This is a genomic window from Thiofaba sp. EF100 (genome assembly GCF_039822285.1).
In the GTDB taxonomy this organism is placed as follows: Bacteria; Pseudomonadota; Gammaproteobacteria; order Halothiobacillales; family Halothiobacillaceae; genus Thiofaba.
The window spans coordinates 37,855-63,074 of record NZ_JBAJEY010000003.1 but is presented as its reverse complement, the minus strand read 5'-3'; the positions used below and the strand labels follow the sequence as shown (position 1 = coordinate 63,074).

Annotated in this window: 29 protein-coding genes and 2 tRNA genes; 28 read left to right on the top strand and 3 right to left on the bottom strand. The window is 64.1% G+C overall.

The window, feature by feature from the left end:
* Nucleotides 1-139: 139 nt before the first annotated feature.
* The 17 genes from rnr to V6D91_RS06980 all read left to right on the top strand — a co-directional run bounded on the left by rnr (nucleotide 140) and on the right by V6D91_RS06980 (nucleotide 13,931).
* Complete coding sequence (gene rnr / locus V6D91_RS07060; protein ID WP_347319035.1) at nucleotides 140-2,554, top strand: ribonuclease R; 2,415 nt, start codon at nucleotides 140-142, stop codon at nucleotides 2,552-2,554.
* Nucleotides 2,551-3,390 (top strand): 23S rRNA (guanosine(2251)-2'-O)-methyltransferase RlmB, encoded by an 840-nt coding sequence (rlmB, locus tag V6D91_RS07055; RefSeq protein WP_347319033.1) that lies wholly within the window; start codon nucleotides 2,551-2,553, stop codon nucleotides 3,388-3,390. Before rnr ends, rlmB begins: the two co-directional genes overlap by 4 nt.
* Before the next feature lie 134 nt (nucleotides 3,391-3,524).
* On the top strand, nucleotides 3,525-3,890 hold the full coding sequence (gene rpsF, locus V6D91_RS07050; protein ID WP_347319031.1) for a 30S ribosomal protein S6: 366 nt from the start codon (nucleotides 3,525-3,527) through the stop codon (nucleotides 3,888-3,890).
* 21 nt (nucleotides 3,891-3,911) lie between these two features.
* The gene (rpsR, locus tag V6D91_RS07045; RefSeq protein WP_347319030.1) at nucleotides 3,912-4,136 is read left to right on the top strand and encodes a 30S ribosomal protein S18; all 225 of its coding nucleotides are present in this window, start codon (nucleotides 3,912-3,914) and stop codon (nucleotides 4,134-4,136) included.
* Between the two features lie 14 nt (nucleotides 4,137-4,150).
* A complete protein-coding gene (rplI, locus tag V6D91_RS07040; RefSeq protein ID WP_347319029.1) occupies nucleotides 4,151-4,600 on the top strand; it encodes a 50S ribosomal protein L9 in 450 nt (149 codons plus the stop codon).
* A gap of 137 nt (nucleotides 4,601-4,737) precedes the next feature.
* The gene (locus tag V6D91_RS07035; RefSeq protein ID WP_347319027.1) at nucleotides 4,738-5,232 is read left to right on the top strand and encodes a CvpA family protein; all 495 of its coding nucleotides are present in this window, start codon (nucleotides 4,738-4,740) and stop codon (nucleotides 5,230-5,232) included.
* A gap of 8 nt (nucleotides 5,233-5,240) precedes the next feature.
* Nucleotides 5,241-6,761 carry an amidophosphoribosyltransferase gene (gene purF, locus V6D91_RS07030; RefSeq protein ID WP_347319026.1) on the top strand — a complete coding sequence of 507 codons (1,521 nt, stop codon included), beginning with the start codon at nucleotides 5,241-5,243 and terminating at the stop codon, nucleotides 6,759-6,761.
* Between the two features lie 4 nt (nucleotides 6,762-6,765).
* Entirely contained in the window at nucleotides 6,766-7,386 is a 621-nt protein-coding gene (locus V6D91_RS07025; protein WP_347319025.1) for a L,D-transpeptidase, read from the top strand.
* A gap of 218 nt (nucleotides 7,387-7,604) precedes the next feature.
* Nucleotides 7,605-8,798: an O-succinylhomoserine sulfhydrylase gene (locus V6D91_RS07020; RefSeq protein ID WP_347319024.1), complete on the top strand. Its 1,194-nt coding sequence runs from the start codon at nucleotides 7,605-7,607 to the stop codon at nucleotides 8,796-8,798.
* Complete coding sequence (locus V6D91_RS07015) at nucleotides 8,782-9,267, top strand: cupin domain-containing protein (protein ID WP_347319022.1); 486 nt, start codon at nucleotides 8,782-8,784, stop codon at nucleotides 9,265-9,267. Before V6D91_RS07020 ends, V6D91_RS07015 begins: the two co-directional genes overlap by 17 nt.
* A 34-nt stretch (nucleotides 9,268-9,301) precedes the next feature.
* Complete coding sequence (locus V6D91_RS07010) at nucleotides 9,302-9,661, top strand: YchJ family metal-binding protein (RefSeq protein WP_347319021.1); 360 nt, start codon at nucleotides 9,302-9,304, stop codon at nucleotides 9,659-9,661.
* Complete coding sequence (locus V6D91_RS07005; protein ID WP_347319020.1) at nucleotides 9,658-10,920, top strand: DUF4147 domain-containing protein; 1,263 nt, start codon at nucleotides 9,658-9,660, stop codon at nucleotides 10,918-10,920. The genes V6D91_RS07010 and V6D91_RS07005 overlap by 4 nt, the downstream gene beginning before the upstream one ends.
* A gap of 10 nt (nucleotides 10,921-10,930) precedes the next feature.
* Nucleotides 10,931-11,914, top strand: a complete 984-nt coding sequence (locus tag V6D91_RS07000) for an arsenic resistance protein (protein ID WP_347319018.1) — start codon at nucleotides 10,931-10,933, stop codon at nucleotides 11,912-11,914.
* Between the two features lie 78 nt (nucleotides 11,915-11,992).
* Nucleotides 11,993-13,420 carry a glutamate--tRNA ligase gene (gene gltX, locus V6D91_RS06995; RefSeq protein WP_347319016.1) on the top strand — a complete coding sequence of 476 codons (1,428 nt, stop codon included), beginning with the start codon at nucleotides 11,993-11,995 and terminating at the stop codon, nucleotides 13,418-13,420.
* Between the two features lie 46 nt (nucleotides 13,421-13,466).
* Nucleotides 13,467-13,542: transfer RNA gene (locus tag V6D91_RS06990), tRNA-Ala, on the top strand.
* A gap of 17 nt (nucleotides 13,543-13,559) precedes the next feature.
* Nucleotides 13,560-13,635: transfer RNA gene (locus V6D91_RS06985), tRNA-Ala, on the top strand.
* A 104-nt stretch (nucleotides 13,636-13,739) separates the two neighbouring features.
* Nucleotides 13,740-13,931 (top strand): hypothetical protein, encoded by a 192-nt coding sequence (locus V6D91_RS06980; protein ID WP_347319015.1) that lies wholly within the window; start codon nucleotides 13,740-13,742, stop codon nucleotides 13,929-13,931.
* A 12-nt stretch (nucleotides 13,932-13,943) separates the two neighbouring features.
* Here V6D91_RS06980 and V6D91_RS06975 read toward each other — a convergent pair whose 3' ends face one another.
* The 3 genes from V6D91_RS06975 to flgA form a co-directional block, all read right to left on the bottom strand.
* Nucleotides 13,944-14,420 (bottom strand): hypothetical protein, encoded by a 477-nt coding sequence (locus V6D91_RS06975; RefSeq protein WP_347319014.1) that lies wholly within the window; start codon nucleotides 14,418-14,420, stop codon nucleotides 13,944-13,946.
* Entirely contained in the window at nucleotides 14,420-14,728 is a 309-nt protein-coding gene (flgM, locus tag V6D91_RS06970) for a flagellar biosynthesis anti-sigma factor FlgM (RefSeq protein WP_347319013.1), read from the bottom strand. The genes V6D91_RS06975 and flgM overlap by 1 nt, the downstream gene beginning before the upstream one ends.
* A 263-nt stretch (nucleotides 14,729-14,991) precedes the next feature.
* The gene (flgA, locus tag V6D91_RS06965) at nucleotides 14,992-15,717 is read right to left on the bottom strand and encodes a flagellar basal body P-ring formation chaperone FlgA (RefSeq protein ID WP_347319011.1); all 726 of its coding nucleotides are present in this window, start codon (nucleotides 15,715-15,717) and stop codon (nucleotides 14,992-14,994) included.
* A gap of 262 nt (nucleotides 15,718-15,979) precedes the next feature.
* Between flgA and V6D91_RS06960 the strand changes: the two genes are divergently transcribed.
* The 11 genes from V6D91_RS06960 (at nucleotide 15,980) to flgJ (ending at nucleotide 25,178) form a co-directional block, all read left to right on the top strand.
* Nucleotides 15,980-16,924, top strand: coding sequence for a chemotaxis protein CheV (locus V6D91_RS06960; RefSeq protein ID WP_347319009.1), 945 nt, complete (start codon nucleotides 15,980-15,982; stop codon nucleotides 16,922-16,924).
* Nucleotides 16,924-17,775, top strand: a complete 852-nt coding sequence (locus V6D91_RS06955; protein ID WP_347319007.1) for a protein-glutamate O-methyltransferase CheR — start codon at nucleotides 16,924-16,926, stop codon at nucleotides 17,773-17,775. The genes V6D91_RS06960 and V6D91_RS06955 overlap by 1 nt, the downstream gene beginning before the upstream one ends.
* A gap of 74 nt (nucleotides 17,776-17,849) precedes the next feature.
* Nucleotides 17,850-18,245 (top strand): flagellar basal body rod protein FlgB, encoded by a 396-nt coding sequence (gene flgB, locus V6D91_RS06950; RefSeq protein ID WP_347319006.1) that lies wholly within the window; start codon nucleotides 17,850-17,852, stop codon nucleotides 18,243-18,245.
* Nucleotides 18,246-18,247: 2 nt separating this feature from the next.
* Entirely contained in the window at nucleotides 18,248-18,652 is a 405-nt protein-coding gene (flgC, locus tag V6D91_RS06945; RefSeq protein ID WP_347319310.1) for a flagellar basal body rod protein FlgC, read from the top strand.
* Nucleotides 18,653-18,664: 12 nt separating this feature from the next.
* Nucleotides 18,665-19,336: a flagellar hook assembly protein FlgD gene (locus V6D91_RS06940; protein ID WP_347319004.1), complete on the top strand. Its 672-nt coding sequence runs from the start codon at nucleotides 18,665-18,667 to the stop codon at nucleotides 19,334-19,336.
* Nucleotides 19,337-19,349: 13 nt separating this feature from the next.
* On the top strand, nucleotides 19,350-20,630 hold the full coding sequence (flgE, locus tag V6D91_RS06935) for a flagellar hook protein FlgE (protein ID WP_347319002.1): 1,281 nt from the start codon (nucleotides 19,350-19,352) through the stop codon (nucleotides 20,628-20,630).
* Between the two features lie 118 nt (nucleotides 20,631-20,748).
* A complete protein-coding gene (flgF, locus tag V6D91_RS06930; protein ID WP_347319001.1) occupies nucleotides 20,749-21,489 on the top strand; it encodes a flagellar basal-body rod protein FlgF in 741 nt (246 codons plus the stop codon).
* Between the two features lie 16 nt (nucleotides 21,490-21,505).
* Nucleotides 21,506-22,300: a flagellar basal-body rod protein FlgG gene (gene flgG, locus V6D91_RS06925; protein WP_347319000.1), complete on the top strand. Its 795-nt coding sequence runs from the start codon at nucleotides 21,506-21,508 to the stop codon at nucleotides 22,298-22,300.
* Between the two features lie 5 nt (nucleotides 22,301-22,305).
* Nucleotides 22,306-22,986: a flagellar basal body L-ring protein FlgH gene (flgH, locus tag V6D91_RS06920; RefSeq protein ID WP_347318999.1), complete on the top strand. Its 681-nt coding sequence runs from the start codon at nucleotides 22,306-22,308 to the stop codon at nucleotides 22,984-22,986.
* A gap of 17 nt (nucleotides 22,987-23,003) precedes the next feature.
* Nucleotides 23,004-24,122 (top strand): flagellar basal body P-ring protein FlgI, encoded by a 1,119-nt coding sequence (locus tag V6D91_RS06915; RefSeq protein ID WP_347318997.1) that lies wholly within the window; start codon nucleotides 23,004-23,006, stop codon nucleotides 24,120-24,122.
* 18 nt (nucleotides 24,123-24,140) lie between these two features.
* A complete protein-coding gene (gene flgJ, locus V6D91_RS06910; RefSeq protein ID WP_347318995.1) occupies nucleotides 24,141-25,178 on the top strand; it encodes a flagellar assembly peptidoglycan hydrolase FlgJ in 1,038 nt (345 codons plus the stop codon).
* Nucleotides 25,179-25,220 lie beyond the last annotated feature (42 nt).

Genomic DNA, 25,220 nt, shown 5'->3' with positions numbered 1-25,220 from the left:
ATGGCGCTTCCTTGCAAGATTTTCCGCCCATTCCGCAGCCGCTGCGGGACGACACCGCCACGATTCCCACACGATCGCGACGCTTGCGGTATGCTAAGCGTTTGTGATCTATCAGCCATTCCATCGAGCCCACGCCCGCATGACCTCCAAGCTTGATCCGCACGCCGAGCGCGAAGCGGAAAAGTACGAAAACCCGATCGCCAGCCGCGAGCTCCTGCTCGAAATGATCAAGGCGCATGGCAGCCCCACGACCTTCGAGCGCCTGCTCCTCAATCTCGGCTATGACGATGACGAGCGCATCGAGGCCCTGCGCCGACGCCTGCGGGCCATGGAACGCGACGGACAGCTGATCCGCAACCGCAAGGGTGGCTACGTGCCGTTGGACAAGTCCGAACTGGTGCGCGGCCGCGTGATTGGTCACAAGGACGGCTTCGGCTTCCTGGTGCCGGACGAGGGTGGGGATGACGTCTTCCTTTCCGCGCGCCAGATGCGCGCCCTGCTGCATGGCGACCGCGCGGTGGTGCAGATCACCGGCATCGATCATCGTGGCCGCCGCGAGGGGGCGCTGGTCGAGGTCCTGGAGCGCGCCAATGCCGAGGTGGTCGGCCGCCTGGTACTGGAATCCGGCGTAGCCTTCGTCATTCCGGACAACAAGCGCATCACCCAGGATGTGCTGATCCAGCCTGACGGACTCGGCGAGGCCAGGGACGGCCAGATCGTGCGTGTGCAGTTGGTCGAACAGCCCACCTTCCGTAACAAGCCGGTCGGGCGGGTGATCGAGGTGCTGGGCGATCACATGGCGCCGGGCATGGAGATCGACGTCGCCATCCACACCCATGGCCTGCGTCATGAGTGGCCGGAGGATGTGCTGGCGCAGATCGCGGGCCTCTCCGAGGAGGTGGCCGAGGCTGACAAGTTCGGGCGCGTCGACCTGCGTGATGTGCCGCTGGTCACCATCGACGGCGAGGACGCGCGCGACTTCGACGATGCCGTGTACTGCGAGCCGACCGCCAAGGGCTGGCGCCTGATCGTCGCCATCGCCGATGTCTCCCACTACGTCACCGTGGGCAGCCCGCTGGACCGCGAGGCCTTCTTCCGCAGCACCTCGGTGTATTTCCCGGGGCGGGTCATCCCCATGCTGCCGGAGATCCTCTCCAACGGCCTGTGCTCGATCAATCCGCACGTCGACCGCCTGTGCATGGTGTGCGAGATGCTGATCAACCGCGAGGGTGACATCATCCGCTCGCGCTTCTACGAGGGGGTGATGCGCTCGCACGCGCGCATGACCTACACCAAGGTGGCGAAGATCCTGCTCGACAAGGATGAAGCCTTGCGCAAGGAATACGCGCCGATCGTGCCCCACCTCGAGTCCCTGCATGGTCTGTATGGCGTGCTGCTGGAGGCGCGCACCCGCCGCGGCGCGATGGACTTCGATACCACCGAAACCAAAATCGTGTTCGGCGAGGGCCGCAAGATCGAGGCGATTGTGCCCTACGAGCGCAATGACGCTCACCGCCTGATCGAGGAATGCATGATCGCCGCCAACGTCGCGGCCGCGCGTTTCCTCGAGCGACGCAAGATCGAGGGCCTGTACCGCGTCCACGACCGTCCGGCGGCGGAGAAGATCGCTGACCTGCGCACCTTCCTCGGCGAGCTTGGCCTCACTCTGGGGGGGGGCGACAAGCCGGAGGCCAAGGACTTCAATGCCGTGCTCGAGGCCGCCAAGGGGCGGGAGGACCAGCACCTGATCCAGACCGTGGTGCTGCGCACCATGAAGCAGGCAGTGTATTCGCCGGACAATATCGGCCACTTTGGCCTTGCGCACGCCAATTACGCGCACTTCACCTCGCCCATCCGCCGCTATCCGGACCTTTTGGTGCACCGCGCCATCCGTCACGTCCTGCGTACCGGCGGGCCCGAGCATTTCCCCTATGCGCATGACGAGCTGGGCCTGATCGGCGAACACTGCTCCAACAACGAGCGCCGCGCCGACGAGGCCACCCGCGATGCCACCGACTGGCTCAAGTGCGAGTTCATGCAGGACCGCGTGGGCGAGGTGTTCGAAGGCGTGATCAGCGCCGTGACCTCGTTCGGCCTGTTCGTCGAGCTCAAGGGCGTATTCGTCGAGGGCCTGCTGCACATCACCGCGCTGGACAAGGACTACTACCACTTCGACCCGGTGGGGCACCGCCTGGTCGGGGAGCGCAGCGGCCAGGTCTACCGACTGGGCGATGCCGTCACCGTGCAGGTGGCGCGGGTCGATCTGGACGAGCGCAAGATCGACTTCGTCCTGCCCCGTGGTGAGGCCAAGCCGGCCGCGGCCGAGACCGCGGAGCAGGCCCCGGGCAAGAAGAAGCGCCGCCGGCGTAAGAAGACGGGCAAGGGCGGGGGCGAGGCGGCGGCCGAAAGCCATGGGCCCGTCTCGCCCGATGAGGATTTCGATGAGCACGAACCGGGCGATGTGAACGGCAATGTGCTGATCGAAGAGACGGAAAGCCAACCCAAACCGAAGAAGCGCCGCCGTCGCCCGCCGCGCCGGGCGAAGCCGGAATGAGCCGCAAGCCTTATCCGGAGGGGGGCGAGGAGCGGAAAGGACGCCGTGTCAGACCGCGCCAGGAGCGTGATGCATCCTTCGGAAGCAGCGACGAAAGCTGGTTGTTTGGCATCCACGCGGTCGAGGCCGCGCTGCGCCATGATCCGGCCAACATCGTCCGCCTGCTGTTTGCGCAGGGCCGGCGCGATGCGCGGCTGCAGGAGGTGGAGCGCTTGGCGACTGAGCTGGGACTCTCCATCACCCGGGTCGAGCCGCGCGAGCTCGACCGGCTGACACGCGTCGACCGCCACCAGGGGGTTGCGGCCCAGTACCGGGCGGCGCCGACCTATGACGAGAACGACCTCTACGCCATGCTGGACGGCCTGGATGAGCCCGCCCTGCTGCTGGTGCTCGATGGCGTGACCGACCCGCACAACCTCGGCGCCTGCCTGCGGGTGGCCGACGGGGCGGGGGCGCAGGCCGTCATCGCCCCCAAGGACCGCGCGGTCGGGTTGACCCCGACGGTGCGCAAGGTCGCCTCCGGTGCGGCCGAGAGCGTGCCCTTCGTGCAGGTGACCAACCTTGCGCGCACCCTTGAGGGGCTCAAACAACGCAACCTCTGGGTGATTGGCCTTGCTGGCGAGGCCGATCACAGCCTGTACCAGACCCATCTGGCCACCCAGCCTCTGGCCGTGGTGATGGGGGCGGAAGGCTCGGGTCTGCGCCGCCTCACGCGTGAAGCCTGCGATGAGCTGGTCAATCTGCCCATGCTGGGGGCGGTCGAAAGCCTGAATGTTTCGGTGGCCGCCGGCGTCAGCCTGTACGAAATCCGCCGACAGCGCCTCGCCGCCGGCTGACGGCTGACGGGTTTTGCCAGGGCGGAGTTTTCTCCTATAATCCCGCTTTTCCCGCGCCGGCCCTCCGGGTTGGGCGCGGTTCACCCTGCCTGACCGTGATGCGCGGCAGGCTGTTCAATCCGTAGGGAGTATCCATGCGACACTATGAAGTCGTTTTCCTGGTTCATCCGGACCAGAGCGAGCAGGTGCCGGCCATGATCGAGCGTTACCGCTCCATCATCGAAGCCGACGGCGGCAAGATCCATCGTCTCGAGGACTGGGGCCGTCGCCAGCTGGCCTACCCGATCCAGAAGATCCACAAGGCCCACTACGTGCTCATGAACATCGAGTGCGGCCAGCAGGCCATGAATGAGCTGACCGATGCCTTCCGCTTCAACGACGCGGTTCTTCGCAACCTCGTGGTCAAGATGAGCGGTCCGGTGACCGAGCCGTCGCCGATGGTCAAGGAAGAAGAGCCCCGCCGTGGCTCTGCAGTGGCTGATGCCGCTGAGTCCGCCTGATTCTGCTTGCGAGGTAAAGTCATGTCCCGTTATTTCCGTCGTCGCAAGTTTTGTAAGTTCACCGCCGAGGGCGTTGAGCACATCGACTACAAGGATCTCGCCACCCTCAAGGGTTTCCTGACCGAGACTGGCAAGATCGTTCCGAGCCGTGTGACCGGCACCAAGGTGCGCTATCAGCGCCAGCTGGCCGAGGCCATCAAGCGCGCGCGCTTCCTGGCGCTGCTGCCCTACACTGACCGTCACTGAGGGGAGCACGAGCAATGGAAGTCATTCTGCTGAGCAAAGTCGAAAACCTGGGCAACCTGGGTGACGTGGTGAAGGTGCGCAACGGTTACGCGCGCAACTTCCTGATCCCCTACGGCAAGGCCAAGGTCGCCACCAAGTCCAACGTGGCCGAGTTCGAAGCCCGCCGCGCGGAGCTGGAGAAGGCCGCCGCCGAGGCGCTGGCCGCAGCCCAGGCCCGTGCAGCCCAGCTCGAGGGTGTGGCCGTGACCATCGCCGGCAAGGCCGGTACCGAAGGCAAGCTGTTCGGCTCCATCGGCACCGCCGAGATTGCCGACGCCCTGACCGCCGCCGGCCATGCCGTCGAGAAGCGTGAGGTCCGTCTGCCGACCGGCCCGTTGCGTGCCGTGGGCGAGTATGAGATCGATCTGCATCTGCATACCGACGTCAACACCACCGTCAAGGTGAACGTGATCGCCGAGGCCTGATGGCCGTACGCGGTTGCGATGCGAGGGGCGCCACATGGCGCCCCTTCCTTTTTCTCGGCGTTGCTCCATCCGCGCTCTGTGCGTTGGTGAACGCGATCTCTGCGGTTAGAATGCCGCTTTAACCCTTGCGTGTGTCCATGCACCTGACGACCGTCGACCTCGTCCTGCTCGGTGTCATCGCCTTTTCCGCGCTGATCAGCGTGCTGCGCGGCTTCATGAAGGAGATGGTCTCTCTGCTGACCTGGGTTGCGGCCTTCGTCATCGGCATCCTCTACGCCGCTCACTTGGCGCCTTTTTTGCCGGCGAGCATCGACATCCCTTCGATGCGCCTCGCCATTGCCTTCGTCATCCTCTTCATCCTGACCCTGATCGTCGGTGGCATCATCAACGCCGTGATCGGCCTGCTGGTGAGGAAGACCGGCCTCTCGGGTTCGGACCGTAGCATCGGGGTCGTCTTCGGCCTGGTGCGCGGGGTGTTCTTGGTGTGTGTCCTGATCCTGCTCGGCAGCCTGACGCCGATGCCGCAGGATCCCTGGTGGAAGCAATCTCAGGTCATCCAGAACCTGAGTCCGGTCGCAAAATGGATGCGCGATCTGCTTCCGAACGATCTGGCGCAAAACTTCAAGCTTTGAGATAGCCCATGTGTGGAATCATCGGCATTGTCGGGCGCAGCCCGGTCAACCAGACCATCTATGATGGTCTGACCATCCTCCAGCATCGTGGTCAGGACGCCGCGGGCATCATCACCTGCGAGCAGGGGCGCCTGCACCAGCGCAAGGACAATGGCCTGGTCAAGGATGTGTTCCATACCCGCCACATGCGCCAGCTGGCCGGGAACTACGGCATTGGCCATGTCCGCTACCCGACGGCCGGCAACTCGTCCGCCGCCGAGGCGCAGCCGTTCTACGTCAATGCCCCCTACGGCATCGCCCTGGGGCACAACGGCAACCTGACCAATGCCGAAGAGCTGCGCAAGGTGGTCTACGCGCAGGATCTGCGCCACCTCAATACCACCTCCGACTCGGAGGTCCTGCTCAACGTGTTTGCGCATGAGATGCAGCGTTGTGGCAAGCTTGTGCCGACCTTCGACGACGTATTCGATGCCATCAGCCGCGTCCATCGTCGCATCAAGGGCGGCTATGCGGTCATCGGACTGGTGGCGGGCATGGGGATCTTTGCCTTCCGCGATCCGTTCGGCATCCGTCCGGTGTGCTATGGCGTGCGGGCGACCGAGGAGGGGCAGGAGGTGATCATCGCCTCCGAGAGCGTGGCGGTGGAGGCACTCGGCTTCAAGCTGGTGCGCGATCTCGAACCCGGCGAGGCCATCTTCGTCGGTGAGGACGGTAGCATCCATACCCGCCAGTGCGCCGACCACCCGACCTATGCCCCCTGCATCTTCGAGCACGTCTATCTGGCCCGGCCGGATTCCATCATTGACGGGGTGTCGGTCTACAAGGCCCGCATGCGCATGGGCGAAAAGCTGGCCGAGAAGGTCAAGCGCGAGTGGCCGGACCACGACATCGACGTGATCATCCCAATTCCGGACACCAGTCGCACCGCCGCGCTCGAGATGGCGGTCGCCCTCGGCGTGCCCTACCGCGAGGGCTTCATCAAGAACCGCTACATTGGCCGTACCTTCATCATGCCGGGCCAGGCGCAGCGCAAGAAGTCCGTGCGCCAGAAGCTCAATGCCATCGACCTCGAGTTTGAGGGCAAGAACGTGCTGCTGGTGGACGATTCCATCGTGCGCGGCACGACCTCGGCCGAGATCATCCGCATGGCGCGCGAGGCTGGCGCGCGCAAGGTCTACATGGCCTCCGCCGCGCCGCCGGTGCGCTATGCTTATGTCTACGGCATCGATATGCCGGCCCCGGAGGAACTGATCGCCCACGGTCGCAGTGAGGAGGAGGTCGGGCAGGCCATCGGCGCCGATCGCCTGATCTATCAGGACCTCGACGATCTGATCGACGCCGTGCGTCAGGGCAACCCCTCGCTTACCCGCTTCGACTGCTCCTGCTTCACCGGCGAGTACGTCACCGGCGATGTCAGCGAGGAATACCTCGCCTCGATCGCGAAGGCGCGTGCCGATGGAGCCAAGGAGCCTCGGCAGGAAGGCCGTTCGCGCGACATCGTGGCGGTCGGGCTGCACAACGCGGATTGAGGGAATGCGTACTTGGTTTTTGCCGCTGTTGATCGGGGTTTTGAGCATGGCCGGTCTCGCCACGGCCAATGACGCCCTACCGCCGCAGGGGCTCAAGGCATCGAATGCGGTGCGCGCCGTCGAGACGCAGTGGCAGCGTGCCGGACAGCCCTATGTGGTGGTCAGCATTGCCGCCCAGCGCCTGTACCTGATGCAGGAGGGCCGCCTGTTCAAAACCTATCCGGTCTCCACCTCCGCCTTCGGCCCCGGCGCCCAGGAGGGGAGTAACCAGACCCCCCTCGGGCTGCATCGTATCCGTGCCATGATCGGTGCAGGCGAGCCGCTGGGCATGGTGTTCAAATCGCGCAAACCGACCGGGCGCATCGCCGAGATCATCAAGGACCCGATCGACGTGCCCGAGGACGACGTCACCACCCGCATCATGTGGCTGGAGGGACTGGAGCCCGGCGTCAACCAGGGCGGCAGGGTGGACTCCTACAAACGCTTCATCTACATCCACGGCACCCCGGAGGAGGGCCTGATCGGCCGTCCCGCCTCGCATGGTTGCGTGCGTATGTACAACGCGGATGTGATCGACCTGTTCGACCGCTTGGGCGAAGGCACGCTGGTCTACATCACGAATTGACCGGGTTACTCCTTCGCTGAAAGGCACGACCACTTACCCCTCCCCCTTGATGGGGGGAGAGGGTGATCGCCGCTTGGCCCCCCTCTCCCTAACCCTCCCCCGCAAGGGGGGAGGGGACTTGCCCTATCCCAACGTATTCAGGGTTTCTTGGCCCTTCTCGTCTCCTTACCGAAGGGGCATGATTGCGGCCATGCAGTGTTTTCCCATGAGGCCGCCCCATGCATCCCGAGCAAAACGACGAACTCGGCTTTTCCACCCTCGCCATCCGCACCGGCCACCATCGCACCCCGGAAGGTGAGCACGGCGAGCCGATCTTCCCCACCTCCAGCTTCGTGTTCGCCAATGCCGCCGAGGCGGCGGCGCGCTTTTCCGGGGCCAAGCCTGGCAATATCTACGCCCGCTTCACCAACCCCACCACCCGCATCTTCGAGGAGCGCCTGTCCGCGCTGGAGGGTGCGGAGGATTGCGCCGCCACCGCCTCCGGCATGGCCGCCATCCTGAGCCTGGGTCTCGCCCTGCTCAAGGCCGGGGATCATGTCATCGTCTCCAAGCAGGTGTTCGGCACCACCACCGTGCTGTGGAACAAGTACTTCGCCAAGTTCGGCATTGAGGTCAGTCATGTCGATCTGACCGACCTTGCCGCCTGGCGCGCCGCGATCAGGCCCAACACCCGCCTGTTGTTCCTGGAAACCCCTTCCAACCCGCTGACCGAGATTGTCGACATCCGCGCGGTGGCCGAGATCGCCCACGGCGCGGGCGCCTTGCTTGCGGTGGACAACTGCTTCTGCACCCCGGCCCTGCAACGTCCGCTCACGCTTGGTGCGGACGTGGTCATCCACTCCGCCACCAAGTTCCTTGATGGCCAGGGCAGGGCCATCGGCGGCGCGGTGTGCGGGCCGAAGAGCATCACCGATGAGATCGTCGGCGTGCTGCGCACCGCCGGTCCCACCATGGCCCCGTTCAACGCCTGGATCTTCCTCAAGGGACTGGAAACCCTCAACCTGCGCATGAAGGCGCACAGTGCCAACGCGCAAAAGCTGGCCGAATGGCTGGCCGCCCATCCGCGCGTCTCCAGGGTCTACTACCCAGGCCTTCCCAGCCATCCGCAACACGAACTGGCCAAGCGCCAGATGAAAGGTTTCGGCGGCATTGTCGGCTTCGAGGTCGAGGGTGGGCGCGAGGCAGCATGGAAGGTCATCGACCACACCCGCCTGTTCTCCATCACCGCCAACCTCGGCGATGTGAAGAGCACCATCACCCATCCCGCCAGCACCACCCATGGCCGCCTGACCGACGAACAGCGCGCCGCGGCGGGGATCAAGGAAGGGCTGATCCGGTTGGCGGTGGGGCTGGAGGATGCAGAGGATTTGATCCGGGATCTGGCACGGGGATTGGATGCACCTCATGGATAAACCCAAACACGCCGTCCATGCAGAGGATGTGCCGCCACGAACCACGCCATCCAATTATCCGGAACCTTTCGCCTCACGCATGGCGGGGCGGATCAAGCGGCCGCTTGGCGACTTCTTCGGCCTGCGAAATTTCGGGGTGAACCTCACGCGCTTGGCGTCGGGTAGTGTATCGGCGCTTCGTCATGCCCACTCAAGGCAGGATGAGTTCATTTACGTCTTGCAGGGTTGCCCGACTTTGCTGACCGATGATGGTGCCGTGGAGCTTCAGCCTGGCATGTGCGCTGGCATGCCGGCGGGAACTGGGCGCGCCTACAGCCTGGTCAATCGAACGGATCAGGATGTCCTCTATCTCGAAATCGGGGATCGCACGCCAGGGGACGAGGTCACCTACCCGGACGACGATATTCAAGCCCGCCTGGAGGATGGGCGTTGGCATTTCGCGCATAAGGATGGCACGCCGTATGCCTGACGCCGGACCGGCTTGCCCCTGCGGGTCGGGGAGCATGTACGCCGCATGCTGCGGTCGCTTTATCGACCAGGGCATGCTGCCCGCAACCGCCGAACAGTTGATGCGTTCGCGTTACACCGCCTTCACCCAAGCCCATGAGTCCTATCTTCTCGCCACCTGGCACGCATCCACGCGGCCAAAGTCGCTGGACTTCGACCCCGCCGCGCCCGTGACGTGGCTTGGGCTGCGGATCGACAAGGTGGAGGAGGGGAGAACCGATGATGATCGTGGGCAGGTGTGCTTTGTTGCGCGCTGGCGTCTCGGCGGTGGCCGGGTACAACGGCAGCAGGAATGCAGCCGTTTCGTGCGCGAGCAAGGGCGGTGGTTTTACCTCGATGGTGATGTGCGCACGTGATCGCTCGCGCGGAAGCCAAGGCCATCCTCCGGTCCCTGCTTGAGGTGGCCTTGCATGCCGTGGACGGGCGTGTCCTCGTCGCCCGTGCTTTGCGTGCGCGGGCCGAGCCGGTCGCTGGGGTGATTGCCCTCGGCAAGGCGGCATCGAGCATGCTGGAGGGAGCGTTGCAGGCTCAGCCTGATGTTTCCGCCCTGCTCATCACCAAGGACGGTCATGTTTCGCCCAAGCTGAGGAGCCATCCTGGCGTGGAGGTAAGGGAGGCCGGACACCCCTTGCCCGATGGGCGCAGCTTGCAGGCCGGAAGGCGCCTGCTGGAGTTCATTGCAGTCTCCCCCAAGGATGCCCCCTTGCTGTTCCTGCTCTCCGGCGGGGCATCAAGCCTGGTCGAGGTGTTGCCAACGGGGGTCACGCTGGAGGACTGGCGCCGGGTGAACGCCTGGCTGCTGGCCAGCGGCTTGGACATCCATGCCATGAACGCGGTGCGCAAACGCCTCTCCTGCATCAAGGGCGGGCGCCTGCTGGAGCATCTGGACGGCCGGCAGGCGGTGGTGCTGATGATCTCGGATGTGCCGGGGGACGATCCCGCCAGTATCGGCTCGGGGCCCTTGGTGCCGAGCCCTGAGGTGCCGCTGCCGGATGGCTTACCGGACTGGATCGAACGGCTGCTTGCAACCGCACCACCGAGCCCTGCGCCGGAGGATGGGCGGTGGAGGCAGGTTGAGTCGCGCATCGTCGCCACGAATGGCATGGCCTTGGATGGGGCCGTGCAGGCGGCCATGGACCTGGGGATGCCCATCCACCGTCACGACGAGTTTTTGCAGGGCGATGCGGCCGAGGTGGGCGAGCGGCTGGCGCGCTGGCTCAGGGGCGCGGCCCCTCCGGGTTTGCACCTCTGGGGTGGAGAGACCACGGTGCGCCTGCCACCTGAGCCTGGCCGGGGCGGGCGCAACCAGCACCTTGCCCTGGGCGCGGCGCTCGCCCTCGATGGAACCACGGGCATCACCCTGCTTGCAGCAGGCAGCGACGGCACGGACGGCCCGACAGCGGATGCGGGGGGCTGTGTGGATGGGGCCACGGCAGCGCTCATCCGTGCAGCGGGCGTCGACCCCGTGCGGGCGCTCGGTGCCGCGGACAGCGGCACGGCCCTGGCCGCCGCCCAAACCCTGGTTCGCCTGGGGCCGACCGGGACCAATGTCATGGATTTTGTGCTGGCCCTCAAAGAGGCAGGGGCGCCCGCGCCGAAGGTTGAGGGGCACTGAGGATTGACCTATGCAACGTCTGACCCTCGAACGCCATCAGGTCTGGATTTACCTCGCTGCCATCGTGCTTGGCCTGGTCATCGGCAGTGGTTTCCAGGCGGCGGGGCCGGTGTTCGAGGCCCTGCTTTGGCCGGCCCTCATCCTGCTGCTGTTCGTGACCTTCGTGCAGGTGCCATTGCTGCACCTGCGCGAGGCGTTTCTCGACTACCGTTTCGCCGCTGCGGTATGGATCGGCAATTTCATCGTCGTGCCGCTGCTGGCATGGGCACTCGTGCAGTTCGTCCCTGATGACCCGGTGTTGCGGCTGGGGGTGCTCATCGTCCTGCTCGTTCCCTGCACCGACTGGTTCATCACCTTTACTGCGCTGGGCGGGGGATGCGTCAGTCGGGCGATCGCCGTGACCCCCATCAACCTCGCGCTGCAGTTGCTGCTGTTGCCGGTCTATCTCTGGCTGATGCTGGGGGAGGGGCTGGTGGAATCGCTGAGCCTTACCGAAGTCTGGCCGGCCCTTTCGATCGTGCTGTTGCCGCTGATGGCAGCGGCGCTGCTGGAGCGATGGATCGAGGCCCGGCCGGGGCGGGCGGCGATCCGTGAGCGCCTGGCGTGGTGGCCGGTGCCGATCCTGGCCGTGGTCGTGTTCCTCATCGCCGCCGCGCAGGTCGGTGCCGTGCGCGATGCGCTGGGCCTTCTGCCGGAGGTCATGGCCCTGTTCGCCGCGTTCCTGGTGCTTGCGGCACTCGTCGCCAAGGGGCTGGCGGGCCTGCTGAGGTTGCCGGCCGACCAGGGGCGCACGCTCGCCTTCAGCTTGGGCACGCGCAACTCCTTTGTCGTCCTGCCACTCGTTCTTGCCCTGCCCGCCGGCTGGGAGGTCGCCGCCGTGGTGATCGTAGCGCAGTCCCTGGTCGAGCTGTTCGGCATGCTGCTCTATCTCTGGTGGGTGCCACGGCGGCTGTTCCGTTCGAGCGAGGGGGGCGGTAGGGGGGAGACGCCCTGACCCCCTTCCGGCTTTGCTAAACTGCGCATCCTCGTCGCTCGCGCTGCGAGCCTGGCATCCCTATCCTTCGAGCCCGTCATGAAGAAGATTCGCACCCGCTTCGCCCCCAGTCCCACCGGTTACCTGCACATCGGCGGCGCACGTACCGCGCTGTTCTCCTACCTGTATGCACGGCGTCACGGCGGCGACTTTATTCTGCGCATCGAGGATACCGACCTCGAGCGCTCCACGCCCGAGTCGGTCAACGCGATCCTCGAGGGCATGACGTGGCTCAACCTCGAATACGACGAGGGGCCGTTCTACCAGACCCAGCGTTTCGATCGCTACAAGGAAGTCATCCAGCAGCTGCTCGCCAGCGGCCATGCCTACTACTGCTACATGCCGCGCGAGGAGCTGGATGCCCTTCGCGAGGCGCAGATGGCGCGTGGCGAGAAGCCGCGTTACGACGGCCGCTGGCGCCCGGAGCCCGGCAAGGTACTGCCCGAGCCGCCGGCAGGGGTGCAGCCCGTGGTGCGCTTCAAAAACCCGCTCGACGGCGAGGTGGTAATCGAGGACATGGTGCGCGGGCGGGTGGTTATCCGTAACGAGGAGCTGGATGATCTGATCATCGCCCGTTCGGATGGCACCCCCACCTACAACCTGACCGTGGTGGTGGACGACTACGACATGGGCATCACCCACGTCATCCGCGGCGACGACCACCTCAACAACACCCCACGCCAGATCAATATCTTCCGTGCCATGGGGGCCGAACCGCCGGTGTATGCCCACCTGCCGATGATCCTCGGTCCGGATGGCGCCAAGCTCTCCAAGCGCCACGGTGCGGTGAGCGTGATGCAGTATCACGAGGAGGGCTATCTGCCCGAGGCCCTGCTCAACTACCTGGTGCGTCTTGGCTGGTCCCACGGCGATCAGGAGGTGTTCAGCCGCGAGGAGATGATCCGCCTGTTCGACGTGGCCGATGTCAACCAGTCCGCCTCGGCGATCAACCCGGACAAGCTCTTGTGGCTCAACCAGCACTACCTCAAGACCAGCGATCCATCGCACGTGGCCCGCTACCTGAGCTGGCATTTGGGCAACCTTGGGGTTGACCCCGCGGAGGGGCCGGCACTGGAGGACGTGGTCGTTGCCCTGCGCGAGCGCGCCCGCACCCTGGTCGAGATGGCTCAGCAGGCGGCCTGCTACTTCCGCGATGAACTCGGTTACGACGAGGAGGCTGCGGCCAAGCACCTGAACGCCGCGGCTGAGCCCATCCTGCGTGCTGTGGTCGAGGCCCTGGAGCAGGTGCAGGACTGGCGCGTGCCGGTGCTTGAGACCCTGATCAAGGACCTGGTCAAGGCGCTCGGCATCAAGTTCCCCCAGCTCGCCCAGCCGCTGCGGGTCGCCCTGACCGGCTCCACCGCCTCGCCGTCGATCGACACCACGCTCGCCCTGGTTGGACGCGAGCGCAGCCTTGTACGGCTGCAGAAGGCCATTTCCTTCATCGAGGCGTCAAAATCGGCTTGACGATGCCGGGATGGGTGCGTAAGATGCGCACCCATCCCAACGCTGTGGGGCTATAGCTCAGCTGGGAGAGCGCTTGCATGGCATGCAAGAGGTCGACGGTTCGATCCCGTCTAGCTCCACCATCCAATTTCCCGTTTTCGGGGCTATAGCTCAGCTGGGAGAGCGCTTGCATGGCATGCAAGAGGTCGACGGTTCGATCCCGTCTAGCTCCACCAAACACCCAAAGGCCCGAATGCAAGCATTCGGGCCTTTTTGTTTCCGGGCTTTCCCATTTCGGCCTTCGATGGCAGGCTGGCGGAATCTTACACAGGAACGAACCATGAACCGCGCCTTCAAGATCATGCTCGTGCTCGGCATCATCCTTACCCTCGTCGGGGTGGGGGTCGGCTTCACGGCCATGTTCATCGATGCCGAGAGCGAGCTTGCGGTCTACTTCATCGGCATCGTGCCGGTCGGCTTCCTGCTGACCTTTGCCTCCCTGACCGGCTGGATCCTGGCCGGGGGGAAGTAGCCCGAGGGGGAATCAGGCGGAGCCGAGGGTCCGGCCGCTGGGCGGGGTTTCCCGCTGGCCACTCGGGCCGTAGAGGGGAGGTTGCGCCGGCAGGACGCCAAGCAGGCCAAGGCCCGCATAGATGCTGGCTGAAGCCTTGTGAAGGACCTGGGCGTGCTTGCGGTTGTTGAGGGCGACCAGGGGGAGTCTTTCCCGGATGGATTCCCACAGCGGTGCGAGATCAGCGGATGGGCAAGAGCCCAGCGCATCGTTCATTTGGTTGGTGCCGAACCCGAGCATCTCCAGGGCCTGGGTCCTGAGCGTCTCGGCCTCAAGCAGGCGGTCAAGCTGCTGGCTGTAATGCTGCAGCAGCTCCGGGGGCAGGGTGTTGCGGGGGAGCGCGTCATCGAGCCTTCCCTGAAGCTCGGCCAGTTGTTCTAGTCCGGCATGCAACCCCTCCAGCGCCGAGCGCAGGAAGGTGCATGGCGAAGGCGGTGTGGATTCCGTCATCACGCCTTGCCGAGGGATGACTCGAGCTCGATGAAGCGGTTCGCGATGCGCTGGGGATCGATGGCGTAGCGCCCTTCGGCGATCAGCGCCTTGATGCGCTCCACCTTGGCGCTGTCGAAGGCGGGGGTAGCAGCCATCTCGCGGCTCGCCGCCGTGATCTGACTGCCCGTTTCGGTCAGAGTGATGCTGTCTGCGGCCGCTTCGCCAGTCGGCTTGCTGTTGCCGGCGGCCGAACCTGCGCGGCTCCGCTCGCTGATGGATGTCTCCAGCGGACGGGGGCGGCCTGTCAGGTTGTCGATACTGGTCATGTGGGTTCTCCCCGGGCGTCATGCCCCTTTTAGTAAGCAGTATATCGGAAGCAGCCGCGGAAACTTTAGCAGGCCGTTGAAAGCGTTTTTCAGCGGCCTGCTAAAGCAAGCCCAAGGATGGCTTTCACGAAGGTCAATCACGATAAGTGGTTGATCTTCGGGGGCCATCGCGGACATGTGCCGCGACGAGATGAGTTGAAAAAGGGCGTCATGCCCTTTTTCAACATCCTGTTATGGGCAGAGGCGACATTGTCGGCGGCGCCTCAAAACACGATCTCCACTTCGCCGGCACCGCTGATGATGGCTTCGACGACGCGTCCGGAACTAAGGTTCCGCACCGGGATGCGATCCCTCAGCCCTCCGTCGCGCATGGCCTCGCCCATCATGATCACCTCGAAGGCCCCCGGGCGGGCGACGATGCGCACCTTGTCGCCCTTGTTGACCAGGGTTGGAGCCTGTAGATTGGACGTGCTCAGGATCTCTCCGCTGGCCAGCGGCCGCTTGGCGAGCATGCCGGCCAAGGCGTGAGGATCGGTGAAGAATCCGTCCGTCAGGCGTGTGATGTCCCTCTCCTGGAGTTCAACATCAGCGAGGTTGACTGGGCTTCCCTTGGGCAGGGGGCGGTTCGCGATGACTACCGGGCGGAAGACTTTGATCCGGGCCGAGACATAGATCTTCCACGGGCTGCTGCCTTCGCAGCGCACGCCCACGGTGAGCGATCCGCCGCCGAGCTGGCTGCCGGGGGTAAAGGCCTGCAGTGGCTTGTCGCATTCGGCAAGGCGCAGCCTTGGGTCCAGCGGGTTGATCTGGACCTCCCTGCGCATGTCCGGGCGGGGCGGCAGGGATTCGTCGATAAATTGGCGGACGGTGGCGTTGATGTCGTCGAGCGAATGGGCAGCATGGGCGATCGAGGGGACGAACAACCCCTGCCAGGCCAGCAGTGCTGCCAGCATGCCGAGATTTGATGGGACAAGGCTGCGGATATTCATGCCAAAGACCTTGCACATTGCGGGCCAAGATCGGATGTGCTCAAGTTGCAGGCATGTGTGCCGACATGATCCATGACCTCACAGGCCGTTGAAAACCGCTTTCAACGGCCTGTGAGGGCAGGCCAAGGATGGCTTGCACGAAGATCAATCACGATAAGTGATTGATCTTCGCGGTCTGTCGCGGACATGTGCCGCGACAAGACGAGTTGAAAAACGGCACGATGCCCTTTTTCAATATTCTGCTCATTCATGGAACCTGTGCATGAAAGATGTTTTGGCAACGGTTGACTCCCGGACCAAGCTTGCGGGGCATAACCGTCTTGAACTGCTGATCTTCGGCCTGGATGGCAAGCAACGCTTTGGCATCAACGTCTTCAAGGTGCGGGAAGTGCTGCGCTGTCCGCCTCTGACCCCGGTCCCCAAGGCCAATCCGGCCATCAAGGGCATTGCCGACGTTCGTGGTCACACGCTCACCATCATCGATCTTGCAGAGGCCATCGGCATGCCCGGGGTGGCGCCGGAGGAGATCGAGAATGCCTTCGTCATCATCACCGAATACAACCGCGCCGTGCAGGGCTTCCTGGTGCGCTCGGTCGACCGGATCGTCAACCTGAGCTGGCAGGAGATCATGCCGCCTCCCGTTGGCACCAGCGCCACGAACTACGTGACGGCGGTGACGCGTGTGGACGGGCAACTGGTGGAGATCATCGATGTCGAGCAGATCTTCAGCACCGTGGTCGGCATTTCGACGCATATCTCCGAGGACCTGATGCACGAGGTCGTGCAGACCGGGCCGCATGGCAACATGAAGGTGTTGGTCGCGGATGATTCCTTCGTGGCGCGTAACCAGGTCAAACATACCCTGGATGAGATGGGGCTGCCGTCGGTCCTGGTCAAGAATGGCGCCGAGGCGCTCAATCTGCTCAAGAAGTGGGCCTCCACGGGGAGCGACCAGCTGGACCAGCTGCTCATGGTGATTTCCGATATCGAAATGCCGATGATGGATGGTTACACCCTGACGTCCGAAATCCGCCGCGACGAGCGCCTGCAGAATCTCTACGTCGTACTGCACACCTCGCTCAGCGGAAACTTCAACCAATCCATGGTGAAGCAGGTTGGGGCCAACCGCTTTATCCCCAAGTTCCACCCCGATGACCTCGCGCAGGCGGTACTTGACCGCTTGCGCGATGTTCAGGCCCACGCCTGATGCAGTCCTCCGCCGACGAGCAGGCCTTCGCCTTTCTGCAGCGCTTCATTGAGCGCGAAAGCGGGATCGTCATCGCGGACAACAAGCGCTATCTGCTGGAGGTTCGCTTGGCGCCCCTCATGCGCAGCGAAGGGCTGGCCAGCTTCGGGGAGCTCGTCGCGGCACTGCAGGGGCCGCGTGGCGCCAGCCTGCGGCCGCGCATCATTGAGTCGATGACCACCCACGAAACGCTCTGGTTTCGTGATCGCTTCCCCTTCGAATTCTTCCGCGACCATCTCCTCAAGGAGCACGCCCAGTCGAATGACGGCCCCTTGACGGTGTGGTCCGCCGCCTGCGCCACAGGGCAGGAACCCTATTCGCTGAGTATCCTGGCCGAGGAGTTTGCGGCGATGTATCCTCGCTCGCATCTCGATGTCAAAATATTGGCCACTGACATCTCCACGGCTGCGCTGGAGACTGCCCGGCAGGGGGTGTACGACGCTCTGGCCCTGCGGCGAGGCATGGATGAGGTGCGTCTACGCCGGTTCTTTACCGAGTCGGCGGGCGGATGGAGGGTTAGGCCGGAGGTCGCGGCGCGCATCACGTTCCGCCCCTTGAACCTTCTTGCGAGTTTCCCTCACGTTGGCAAATTCCACGTCATTTTCTGTCGCAACGTATTGATTTATTTTACGGGCGATCGCAAGGCGGATATCCTCGATCGCCTTCTGCAGACCCTTCATCCGGGGGGGCATCTTGTGCTGGGTGCCTCCGAGACGATCCCCGAGCCCCTCATGCTCAAGCACCAGCTTGCCCGCCTGGCCCGTGGTGGTGGCATCTACCGCAAGCAGCCCGCCTCGGCCGGAAGACCCTGACGGCTCCGTAGGCCCTCCTGGCTGGCATGATAGATGCTTGGGATTCGGGCGTGATCCCATGTCAGGAGGCTGCGATGAGCACCATCCACGACCGTATCTTTTCCAGCCATGACGAGGCCCTGGTGCTGCGAGCGCAGCGGGCAAACGTCCTGGCATCCAACCTTGCCAATGCTGACACGCCGAATTACAAGGCGCGCGATATCGATTTCCGGGCAGCCCTGAGTGATGTCCAGGGGGCCGAGATGGGCCTGCAAAGAACCCGTGCGGGACATCTTCCCGCCGCAGAAGACCCCCTGCCGGGCGTGCGTCATGCCTACCGCGTCCCCACGCACCCCGCGCTGGACGGCAATACGGTCGATGCCCAGCAGGAGCAGGCGCGCTTTGCCGAGAACGCGGTGCAGTACCAGGCAACTTTGACCTTTCTCAATGGTCGAATTTCCGGTCTCATGGGCGCGTTGAAGGGTGAATGACCATGTCCCTGTTCAAGATCTTTGATATTTCGGGATCGGCCATGAGCGCGCAGACGACGCGCCTTAACACCACCGCCAGCAACCTGGCCAACGCCGATACCGTCGCGGGCAGCGCGGCCGAGGCTTACAAGGCGCGACATCCGGTCTTTCGCACGCATTTCCAGGACGCCCTCAGTGCGGGCGTCAACACGGCGGGCATCGTGGAGAGCCGGGCGCCGGTCCAGATGCGTTATGACCCAGGTCATCCCCTGGCCGATGCCCAAGGCTATGTCTACGGCTCCAACGTCGATGTGGTGGAGGAAACCGTCAACATGATGTCGGCCTCGCGCTCTTACCAAACGAACGTTCAGGTGTTAAATACATCTAAGGAATTGATGTTGCGCACCTTGAACCTGGGCAAATCCTAAAGGAGGGCATCGATGAGTGCGATTTCCACCGATCCGTACAGCAGCATCGGCCTCTCGCCGCCGCCCAAGGAGGAGTCCTCACGCAAGGGAAGCCTGGGGCAAAGCGATTTCCTCAAGCTGATGACCACCCAGCTGATGAACCAGGACCCCATGGCGCCGATGGAAAACGGTGAGTTTCTTGGACAGATGGCCCAGTTTTCCACCGTCTCAGGCATCCAGTCCTTGCAGGCCTCGTTTGAAAAGCTCGCCACCGCATTGCAAACCAACCGTGTGCTCGAGGCGTCCACCATGGTGGGCAAGAAGGTGCTGGTGGAGGCGGATCGTGCCGAACTGGGCTCCGATGGAGCAGGCCTGAAGGGCGTGGTGGAGGTCCCTGAGGGTGTCAGCACGGTGCAACTGACCCTGCGCGATGCACAGGGCGCGGTGGCACGGCAGCTCACCCTGGACGTGGGCGGCGCCGGTCCCATGGATTTCAGCTGGGATGGCCTGCTGCAGGATGGCACGGCCGCCCCCGCGGGCAGCTACACGGTCTCGGCCATGGCCCTGGTCAACGGTCAGAACACTCAACTGACCACCCGCTTGGCCTTGCCGGTCGTCAGCGCCTCCATCGCCGATGATGGGGTGGTCCTCAATACGTCCAAAGGCTCGGTGCGCCTGGCCGATGTGACCCGCATCTTTACCTGATCAGGAGGCTCTCATGTCCTTCAATACCTCGCTCACCGGCCTGAATTCGGCCTCCAAGGACCTCTCGGTCACCAGCAACAACATTGCCAACGCCAACTCCACCGGCTTCAAGAAGTCGCGCAGTGAGTTCGGCGATATTTACGCGGTCAGCGCCTTTGGGGCCTCCAAGACCGCGACCGGGCAGGGTACGGCCACCCAGATCGTGCGCCAGGTCTTCGGCCAGGGGACGCTGAACTTCACCGACAACACCCTGGATCTCGCCATCTCCGGCCAGGGCTTTTTTGCCTTCCAGCCCAATCTGACCTCGACCGAGATCGTCTACACCCGTGCCGGTGCCCTCGGGGTCAACAAGGACGGCTTCGTGGTCAACAGCAGTGGCCAATATCTGAAAGTCCTGCCCGTGGACCCGCAGACTGGCGCGGTGCAGTCCACCAGTCTGGCCACCTCCATCCCGCTGCAGCTTCCGGCGGGGGCAGGCCAGCCGGTGCCCACCTCGAACGTGAATGCATCGTTCAACCTCCCTGCGACGGCGACAACCCCAGCAACCACGCCGTTCGGCTATGCCGAAACCCCCGTGGGCAGCGGTACATGGAAGGCCGATCCGACCAGCTACAATCAGGCTACCAGTGTTCAGATTTTCGACTCGCTGGGTAATGCCCACCTCCTGACCATGTATTTCGTCAAGACGAACAACAACGAGTGGGAGGTCCATACCCAACTCGACGCGCAGGAGCCGGATAAGCACGGCGGTCCGCAAACTATCACCTTCGGGACGGACGGCAAGATCACGGCCGCATCAAGCTTTCAGCTGACCGTGCCTGATACGGATCTGAACAACGGCGCGGCAACCCTGAATTTCAACGTCAATATTCCAGCGACCGCGACCCAGTACAATTCACCCTTCCAGATCTACGACCTCAACCAAGACGGCCAGGCCCCCGGGCGCCTGAGCGGCCTGTCGATCGGTGAGGATGGCCTGGTGCGTGCCACCTACACCAACGGCAGCACCATGAACCTCGGCAAGATCGCCCTGGTGGACTTCAAAAACCCGAACGGCCTCAAGCAGATCGGCAACAATTCCTGGATCGAGACCGTCGATTCCGGGACGCCTCTGGTGGGCGAGGCCGGTACGGGCAGCTTTGGTAAGATCCAGTCCGGTGCCCTGGAGGCCTCGACCGTGGACCTGACCGCGGAGCTTGTGAATCTGATCGTCGCCCAGCGCAACTTCCAGGCCAATGCCAAGGCCATCGAGGCCAACAAGGCCCTGAGCGATACCATCATCAATATCCGCTAAAACCGCCTTTTCAGGCGTTTTATCCAAGGGGCTTCGGCCCCTTTCTTTATGCCTGCTGGTTTGATTGGCACGAACCCTGCTTGATGCTTTGATGTGTAACACATCGAGGAGGTGCGTCGTGGACCGCATGCTCTACATCGCCATGAACGGGGCCAAGAATGCCCTGCTCGCCCAGGCGACCACCAGTCATAACCTGGCCAATGCCAACACCGTCGGTTTCAAGGCCGATCTGGACGAGTTCAAGGCCCTGCCGGTCTATGGCCCGGTACTCGCCTCGCGGGTCTACAGCGAGGATACAAGGGTTGGGACCAACCTGAATGCGGGGTCGCTGATGACCACCGGGCGCGATCTCGACATCGCCATCCAGGGGGATGGATGGATCGCCGTCCAGACGCCCGAGGGGCAGGAGGCCTACACCCGTGCGGGTGAGCTGAAAATCGACAGCGCCGGATTATTGACGACGGCCACCGGGCATCCGGTGCTGGGCAACGATGGCCCCATCGCCATTCCTCCGGCGGCCAAGGTCCAGATCGGCGCGGATGGCGGGATCACCATCCTTGCCCCGGGCGATCCGCCCAATGCGCCGCTCCTGGTGGATCGCATCAAACTGGTCAATCCGCCGCGTGAGGCCATGGAAAAGCGTCTCGATGGGCTGATGGGGGTCAAAGCGGGGGTAACGGTCGATCCCGATGCCAATGTGCGCGTGGTGGCGGGGGCCCTGGAGGGCAGCAATGTCAATGCCGTGGATGCGATGGTGCGCATGATCCAGTACGCGCGCATGTTCGAAACCCAATCCAAGCTCATGCAACAGGCCGACACGAACGGTGAGGCCACCAATCGCCTGCTGACGCTGGCCTAATCGAGGAGATTGCATCATGACCGCTCCCGCCTTGTGGATCGCCAAAACCGGCCTGGATGCGCAGAACACGCGCATGTCGGTCATTTCCAACAACCTGGCCAACGTCAATACCACCGGCTTCAAGCGCGACCGGGCGGTGTTCGAGGATCTGATCTACCAAAACTACCGTCAGGTCGGGGCCAACAATACCCAGGACAACCAGCTGCCCTCCGGCCTGAACATCGGTACCGGCGTGCGGGTGGCGGCCACCGAGAAGCTGCACCTGCAGGGCAATCTGCAGCAGACCGAGAACGCCCTGGACGTGGCCGTTCAGGGCCGTGGTTTTCTCCAGGTGTTGATGCCGGATGGCACGATCAAATACACCCGCGACGGCAGCCTGATGCTCAACGCCCAGGGCCAGATGGTGACCGCGGATGGCTTTTTGCTCGAACCCGCCATCACCATCCCCGAGAATGCGCAGAGCATCACGATTGGCAATGACGGCACGGTGTCCGTCATGCTCCAGGGTCAGCCCGTGCCCACCCAGGTGGGGCAGATCACCCTGGCGGACTTCGTCAACCCGGCAGGCCTCCAGCCGGTGGGCAACAACCTGTTCCAGGAGACGGCGGCCAGTGGGGCCCCGCAGGTGGGGACGCCGGGACTCAATGGCATCGGCATGCTGCAGCAGGGGTTTCTCGAGAGCTCGAACGTCAATGTGGTGGAGGAGCTGGTGAGCATGATCGAAACCCAGCGGGCCTATGAGATGAACTCCAAGGCCATCTCCACCACCGACGGCATGCTGAGCTTCCTCAACTCGCGCGTGGGGGCCTGATGGTCATGGCTAGGGTGCTTCGTTTCATGCTGCTTGCGGCAGGCGGTGCGGTCCTGGCGGGGTGTGCCAGCCAGCCGCCTATGGTCAGCGATCCCACCTTCGCCGCGGTTCTCGAACCCGAGCCGCGCATGCTCGAGCCCAAGCGCAACGGCGCGATCTTCAATCCCGAGCTGCATGGCGGCCTGTTTGGTGACCAGAAGGCCTTCCAGGTCGGCGATGTGTTGACCGTCATGCTGCAGGAGAACACCGATGCCTCGAAATCGGCCAAGGCCACCACCAACAAGGGTGACAATGCCGAGTTCAAGGTTTCGCGCCTGTTTGGCGCGCCGGACAACACCCTGGGCAATATGAACGCCAACATCCAGGGCACCCGCAGCTTTTCGGGCAGCGGCGAGGCGGCGCAGAAGAACAAGCTCAATGGTTCGATCACCGTCACCGTGGCCCGGGTGCTGCCCAATGGCAACTTGGTGATCCAGGGCGAGAAGTTCATCGGCATCAACCAGGGGCTGGAGTTCGTCCGCCTCTCGGGCGTGGTCCGCCCGGCGGATGTGGCGCGGGACAATACCGTGCCCTCCACCCGCGTGGCGAATGCGCGCATCCAGTACGGCGGGGAGGGCGCGCTCAACGACGCCAATACCCAGGGCTGGCTGGGACGGTTCTTCAACAGCCCGTTCTTCCCCATGTGAGACGGAGGATGAAGGTCATGCTCGAACGCCTCAGCAAGACGATCCGGCCCTGGGCCTTAGGGCTTCTCGCCCTGAGCCTAGCCCTGCCGGTCCAGGCCGAACGGATCAAGGATCTGGCCTCCATCGAAGGGATGCGCGGCAACCAGCTCATGGGCTACGGCATCGTCGTCGGCCTGGACGGTACCGGCGATTCCAGTTCCCAGGCCCCGTTCACCCTGCAGAGCATCCGCAACATGCTCGAGCGTTACGGCGTCACCCTGCCGCCCGGCAATATGCAGCTCAAGAACGTGGCCGCGGTGAGCGTCACCGCCGAACTGCCGCCCTTTGCCCGTCCGGGGCAGAAGATCGACGTGACCGTGGCCTCCATGGGCAACGCCAAGAGCCTGCGTGGGGGTTCCCTGATCATGACCCCGCTGCGCGGGGCGGACGGCAAGATCTACGCCATGGCCCAGGGCAACCTCGTGGTGGGGGGCTTTGGCGCGCAGGCCAAGGACGGCTCGCGCATCAGCGTGAATGTGCCGAGCGCCGGGCGCATCCCCCTCGGGGCGACGGTGGAGCGGGAGGTGCCCACCGACATCGCCGCCAATGGCACCATCCATCTGACCTTGAACACCCCGGACTTCACCACGGCCAAGCGTATCTCGGATGCCATCAACAAGGCCCTGGGCGGGGGTGTGGCCGAGGCCCTGGATGCCGTGAGCGTGCGGGTGGCGGCCCCCGCGACGCCCGATCAGCAGGTGGGTTTCCTGTCCTACCTGGAAAACCTCGACGTGACCCCGGCGGAGCCCCCCGCGCGGGTGATCGTCAACTCGCGTACCGGCACGGTGGTGATTGGCAGCAATGTGCGCGTGAGTCCGGCGGCGGTCACCCATGGCAGCCTGACGGTGGCGATCAAGGAAGGCGCGCAGGTCAGCCAGCCTGCGCCCCTGTCCGGTGGGCAGACGACGGTGACGCCGACCTCCGAGATCAACGTGCAGCAGGAGAAAAAACCCATGTTCCTGTTCGCCCCTGGGGTGACCCTGCAGGAGATCGTGCAGGCGGTGAACCAGGTCGGGGCGGCCCCGGGGGATCTCGTGGCCATCCTGGAGGCCCTCAAGGCGGCTGGGGCGTTGAAAGCCGAGCTGATCATCATCTGATCGAGGGAGGACACGCGCATGAGCACGATCCACGATCCGACGCTGGCCAGTGACTTCGGCAGTCTCACCTGCCTCAAGGCCGAGGCCGCGCGGGACCCCAAGGCGCAGGCCAGAACCGTGGCCGGCCAGTTCGAAGGCCTGTTCATCCAGCAGATGCTCAAGGCCATGCGTGCCGCAAGCCCCGGGGACCCGCTGATGGATGGGGCGGGGGTGCAGATGTTCCGTGACATGCAGGATCAGCAATTGGCCAATGGCCTGGCCAAGCAAGGGGGCATCGGGCTGAGTGACTTCATCCTGCGCCAGCTCACCCCGCAGGGCGGGGCATCCGGCAAGATCCTCCCTCCCAAGCCGGATGGCTTTCCCTCACTTGCGCTCAAGAAGCAGCGGGAGGCCGACACTCAAGAGGAGGATCCGGCCACACCCAAGCAGGTCCAGGAGAAGAGGGAGCCTGGCCACCTCAAGCAGGAGGCGCCGGTGCGCAGGGTTGCGGGGGAGGGGGTGAGCCTGCCGGCCGCGCTCGCCTTCCGGGCCTTGCCGCGCGCGACGACGGTGGAGTCCGTCCCGGAGGCCGGTGCACGGGTACGCTGGGAGGAACCGGCGCAGTTCATCAATGACCTCATGCCCCATGCCCGTGCCGCCGCGGCCCGGCTTGGGGTGGACCCGCAGGTACTGATCGCCCAGTCTGCGCTGGAAACCGGTTGGGGCAAGCGTCTGCCGAGCGATGCCAGCGGGCGGCCGAACATGAACCTGTTTGGCATCAAGGCCCAGGGCGGATGGAGCGGGGAGAAAACCGTGGCCTCCACGCTCGAGTACGAGGGGGGGGCGATGGTGCGCAAGAACGAGTCCTTCCGCGCCTACGGCTCCATCCGTGCCGCCTTCGACGATTATGTGAATTTCCTTACGACCAATCCGCGCTATACCGAGGCCCTCAAACATGCGGGTGATCGCGAGCGTTTCGTGCAGGAGTTGCAGAAGGCTGGTTATGCCACGGACCCGCGCTATGCTGAAAAAATCCTCGCCATCCTCCGTGACAGCCCCTTGAGCCAGCAAGGTTGATATTCGGCCTTAAAGTTTTGAGGCCTCTGGCCGATACTTGAG